Below are 4,559 nucleotides of genomic sequence, written 5' to 3' on the forward strand. Positions count from 1 at the left end.
TCATCCTCCGTTCGTGAAGGGCCTCACTCTGTCTCACGGGCGCTGACGGCGGACACTTCGTCGGGGGCTTGGCTGACCCACTCCTCGTCACCTTCGCGCGAGCCTTCGAGGGCTTGCTGGACAAGCCGCCAATGCCGACGAACCGCTTGTTCGTCGACGGTTTGACGACCGCGCTGGCCGCCTACCTGATCGCCAATTACACGATCGACCGGTGGAAGCCGTCTACGGCGGCGCAGAAGCTCGACGAGCGCCGGCTTAAACGCGTGACCGACTACGTCGACGCTCACTACGCCGAACCCATCCCGCTCGAACGACTTGCAGCCGAGGCCTACCTCAGCCCCTTCCACTTCTCGCGCCTGTTTCGCGAGGCGACCGGCCTGACCCCACATCGCTACGTGACCGAACGGCGCGTCCGTGCGGCCCAGGAGGCGTTGGCGCTCGACCGGGCCACGCTCCTCGAGGTCGCCGTCGACCATGGCTTTGGCTCCCACGACAACTTCACGCGGGTCTTCCGGAGGAGCACCGGCCTGACGCCCGGGCAATACCGGACCATGTTCCGCCGCTTGGACGGCCCGGGCGTGGTTGCCCTCGCCGAACATCGCAAGATCGGCCGGTAAGCCCGCAAGGACGGTCGATACCCTGGCGCTGCTGGACTGTAGACCGTCATGCAAGGCTTGGCAGCACGGGCAGGTGAGACCTATCGCGTCTCCCCGCTCGAAGACGCCAGCCCCGATGTCGCTCTGACTTCCGCACCTCGGAGAAGCCATGACCATTAGGGACGCGCTGCTCGCCGGCCCGCTCGGCTTCGGCGCCGCACCTCTCGGCAACATGTTTCGCGACATCCCCGACGGGGAGGCAGAAGCTACGGTCGACGCAGCTTGGAAAGCTGGCACGCGCTACTTCGACACCGCGCCCTTCTACGGGAGTGGGCTGTCGGAGATCAGGCTCGGCAAGGCCCTGTCGAAGTATCCGCGCGACGCCTACTGCCTCAGCACCAAGGTCGGGCGCATCATCCTCGACGAGGTCGAGACCGGGGCACGCGACCAGGGCGAGAAAGGCGAGATCTTCAAGTACGGGCGCCCGAACAAGGTCGTCTACGACTACACGGCCGATGGCGCGAAGCGGTCCATCGAGGACAGCCTGAAGCGCATGGGCGTCGACCGGCTGGACTTCGTCTGGGTGCACGATATCGCCAGGGACTTCCACGGCGACAAGTGGATCGGGTTGTTCGAGCAGGCACGCACCGGCGCCTTTCCCGTTCTCGACCGGCTGCGCGACGAGGGCGTGATCAAGGCCTGGGGGTTGGGTGTGAACAATGTCGAGCCGGTGGAGCTCCTGCTCTCGCTCGACGACGTGCGCCCGAATGGCACCCTGTTGGCGGGTCGCTACACGCTCCTCGATCATGGAAAGGTTCTTCAGCGCCTGATGCCCGCCGCCGTCGAGAAGAAGGTCGAGATCGTCATCGGTGGCCCGTACAGCTCCGGCGTACTCGCGGGCGGCAAGCACTTCGAGTACGGCTCGGTACCGCCGCAGATCGCCGCCAAGGTCGAGACCATTAAGCAGTTGTGCAGCCGATACGGGGTGCCGATCAAAGCCGCGGCACTCCACTTCTCGCTGGCCCATCCCGCCTCCGCGGCGGTCATCCCCGGAGCAAGCCGGCCGGAGCGCATCGCGGAGGACCATGCCGCCATCACCTTCGAGGTGCCTCAGGAGTTCTGGCGCGACCTGCGCCGGAGCGGCGTCGTGGCGCCGGACGCGCCTCTTCCGTTCGGGCGGTAGGGGGCGATCATGGCGACGGCATCGGCAAGCGTCGATATCTCGGCTCCCGCGTCCGAGGTGTGGCAGCTCATCCGCGGGTTCGGCTCCCTGCCGGACTGGCTGCCGTACATCCCCAATTCCGAGCTGCATGAGGGTGGCCGCGTCCGGTACTTGGCGAACCCGGACGGCGGCGTCATCGTAGAGCGGCTGATGGCCTTCGACGAGGTGGGACGGAGCTAAGGCTACCACATCCTCCAGTCGCCCTTCCCGCAGAAGGATTACATCTCGACCCTGCGGGTCCGAGAGACCGGCGACGGCCAACGGTCGCGGGTCGAGTGGTCCGGGGAGTTTCAGCCGATCGGGGTGAGCGACGCCGAGATCTCGACGCTCTTCCAGGGCATCTACGAGGATGGCCTTGCCGCTCTACGGAAGCGCTACGCCGACAGCCTGGATCGCCAGGGACAGCGATGACACCGCCAGGGACTGCCCGGTCGCCAAGGCCTGCGAGTTCGCCGCTTCCTGGTCCATGTTGGCGTTCGTGAGTTTGATCAACCGGCGGATCGGCGCCAAGCCCCGGCCGGCTCGCGACGCCCCCCCAGATAATCGAACGCTAGGGTTGAGACTCGATCAGCACCAGAATGCGATGAGGGCGGCGATGGCGAGAGCCGAGGCGAAGTTGCGGGCCAGCTTGTCGTAGCGCGTGGCGAGACGGCGGAAATCCTTGAGGCGGCAGAACACCGCCTCGACCCGCCAACGGTCGCGATAGCGCCGCTTGTCCAGCCGGATCTTGCGCTTGCGGGCGCGGGTGCCGGGAATGACCACCTGAACGCCCTGCTCGCGCAGGTCCTGGCGCAGCCAGTCGGCATCGTAGCCCTTGTCGGCGATCAACCGGCGCACGCGGCCCGGTGCCTTGGCCAGGACGGCAGGCGCAGTCTTGACGTCGCTGGCGTTGCCAGGGGTGATGTGGATGACGCCCGGGCGGCCAATCACGTCGGTGAGAACGTGGACCTTGGTGGTCGGACCCGCCCGCGAAGGGCCGATCGCCTGCTCGCGGGCCCCCCTTTTCCGCCGTGGGCGGCGCGCTGGGCTTTGACGTAGGTGGCGTCGAGAGCAGCGGCGTCGCTGGACCATCCGGCCTTGGCGAGGGCTTCCAGCATGCCGGTCCAGAAGCGGCAGCGCGACCACCTGTTGAAGCGGTTGTAGATGGTCGTGGGCGGACCATACTCGCTCGGGCAGTCCTTCCAGCGGCAGCCGGACCTGATGACGTACAGGATGCCCGAGATGACGATGCGGTCGTCCTTGCGATGAGCGCCGGGCTGGTTTTTGGGCATGAACGGCGCGATCGCCTGCCATTGCTCGTCAGACAGCCAGAACAGCTCTGCCATGGCCTCCTCCATCGGGGAGACGCATTCGAATCACATTTCGCTCATCATCACAACACCTTGAACGGGTTTAGACCCTAGAAGTCCGTCCCCACAGGGCCTTACCGCGCTGTGGCTTGAGCCGGCGCGGGAAGGCCTCGTGCCGGAGCCTCCCTCAATCCACGACCTTGAGGTCGTTCACGTTCACGTCGCCATCCTGGGTGGTGAAGCTTGGTGCCCGGCCTTTCGACTGGGACACGCCGCTTATGCGGTGGTCGCCGCTATCGTAAGTGGCCAGCTTGCCGTCGGTCTCGACGAGGAGCCGCTGCTTATCGGGGAAGAACGCGTAGCGCATGTTGTTCTGGCCACCGCTGGTCGAGGGCTGGCCGAGCTCCTGCGGCCACCAGGGCTCCGAGCCCTTCATCGGCTTCATGGGTTCCATGGGCTTCATCGGTTCCATCGCGCTCGGTCCTCTGGCGGGATGTCTGAAGCCAACGCTACGCTCGAAGCGTCGAAAGGTTTCCCATAAAACGAGGACGGCGAAATCTGTTGTTGAGCTTGTCGTTCGAGGACGTTGAGATAAGCGCCGGGATCGCTGCGGAAGCGGGTGAGCTGGGTTCGACCCTGCCTGCGGATGGTGAGGGACCCGCATTAGCGGAGCTGCTCGTTGCAAGCTTAGAGCTGTCGTGCTGGGCTCAGGATGCCCCAGGACCGACAGGGCGACGTAGCAGCTGCCCAACTGCTGGAGGCCCCTCGAACGCGCTGTACGATGCTCCTGACACTTCAGCGCCGACTGCCCTACCGTTCGCTGGGCATGGGGTGAACCGACCCCTTGTGATGCTGCTCGCTGCGAGCCCTCGACATCTCCGTGCGCTCGCCACTCATGGCGGCAGCGAAGCCCCGGAAGGCTCTGCTGCTATCGTCCACGTCGATTAGCGCAGCATCTGAAGGCTGTCCTGGCTTAGCTCGCCAGGAACAGCGTCGACCTGTCAGGACTCCCTGGGCTTCACGACAGCTGAGCGGGCAGCCAACCTCAGGACAACGATATTTTTCCCTTAAACGGAAGTGTCTCAGTTTATTTTTGGTGATGCTATCAAGTCTTACATGTCGGCTATGCGCCATGAGCCGACCTTATGCCAAGACGCCCTAACCACCGATCCCGACCCGTTGCAGACGAGCGGCCCCTTTACCGGTAGAACGTCCTGCATGACGGAACATACGAGCATTCATGTGCAGCGCGCCGATCATGTCGGCTTCGCGGTTGGCTCCCTCGACGAGGCGCTTTGGTTCTGGATCGATGGGCTCGGCGCACGCCTCGTGCGGACGGGCGAGATGGGGGGCGAGTTCCTCGGTCAGGTGACCGGAGCGCATGGGGCGAAGGTGCGCCTAGTGGTCTGAGTTAGAAGAGGTTTGACAGTTTATCCGGGTGGGCGGATCGTC

5 protein-coding genes and 2 pseudogenes are annotated in these 4,559 nt (G+C 65.1%); 4 read left to right on the forward strand and 3 right to left on the reverse strand.

The genetic code is table 11. From position 1 onward, the window contains the following. The first annotated feature begins 113 nt into the window (after positions 1 to 113). The 3 genes and pseudogenes from MFF64_RS36305 to MFF64_RS36315 all read left to right on the forward strand — a co-directional run bounded on the left by MFF64_RS36305 (position 114) and on the right by MFF64_RS36315 (position 2,229). Positions 114 to 617, forward strand: coding sequence for a helix-turn-helix domain-containing protein (locus MFF64_RS36305; protein ID WP_238193859.1), 504 nt, complete (start codon positions 114 to 116; stop codon positions 615 to 617). 148 nt (positions 618 to 765) lie between these two features. After that, the gene (locus MFF64_RS36310; protein WP_238193861.1) at positions 766 to 1,779 is read left to right on the forward strand and encodes an aldo/keto reductase; all 1,014 of its coding nucleotides are present in this window, start codon (positions 766 to 768) and stop codon (positions 1,777 to 1,779) included. A 9-nt stretch (positions 1,780 to 1,788) separates the two neighbouring features. Further along, positions 1,789 to 2,229, forward strand: a pseudogene (locus MFF64_RS36315) (SRPBCC family protein). Here MFF64_RS36315 and MFF64_RS37975 read toward each other — a convergent pair. The 3 genes and pseudogenes from MFF64_RS37975 to MFF64_RS36325 form a co-directional block, all read right to left on the reverse strand. Further along, positions 2,182 to 2,310, reverse strand: coding sequence for a hypothetical protein (locus tag MFF64_RS37975; protein WP_273557211.1), 129 nt, complete (start codon positions 2,308 to 2,310; stop codon positions 2,182 to 2,184). The pseudogene MFF64_RS36315 and the gene MFF64_RS37975 overlap by 48 nt on opposite strands. A 75-nt stretch (positions 2,311 to 2,385) precedes the next feature. Beyond that, positions 2,386 to 3,155 (reverse strand): annotated as a pseudogene (locus MFF64_RS36320) (IS5 family transposase). 139 nt (positions 3,156 to 3,294) lie between these two features. Then, positions 3,295 to 3,561, reverse strand: a complete 267-nt coding sequence (locus MFF64_RS36325) for a hypothetical protein (protein ID WP_238193863.1) — start codon at positions 3,559 to 3,561, stop codon at positions 3,295 to 3,297. Between the two features lie 788 nt (positions 3,562 to 4,349). Between MFF64_RS36325 and MFF64_RS36330 the strand changes: the two genes are divergently transcribed. Next, positions 4,350 to 4,517 (forward strand): VOC family protein, encoded by a 168-nt coding sequence (locus MFF64_RS36330; protein WP_238193865.1) that lies wholly within the window; start codon positions 4,350 to 4,352, stop codon positions 4,515 to 4,517. The last annotated feature ends 42 nt before the right edge of the window (positions 4,518 to 4,559 follow it).

This window comes from Methylobacterium frigidaeris, assembly GCF_022179185.1.
Taxonomy (GTDB): Bacteria; Pseudomonadota; Alphaproteobacteria; order Rhizobiales; family Beijerinckiaceae; genus Methylobacterium; species Methylobacterium frigidaeris.

Coding starts and splice junctions, on each gene's coding strand:
- MFF64_RS36325 (WP_238193863.1), bottom strand. CDS start 3,561: ATGGAACCCATGAAGCCGATGAAGGGCTCGGAGCCCTGGTGGCCGCAG.
- MFF64_RS36310 (WP_238193861.1), top strand. CDS start 766: ATGACCATTAGGGACGCGCTGCTCGCCGGCCCGCTCGGCTTCGGCGCC.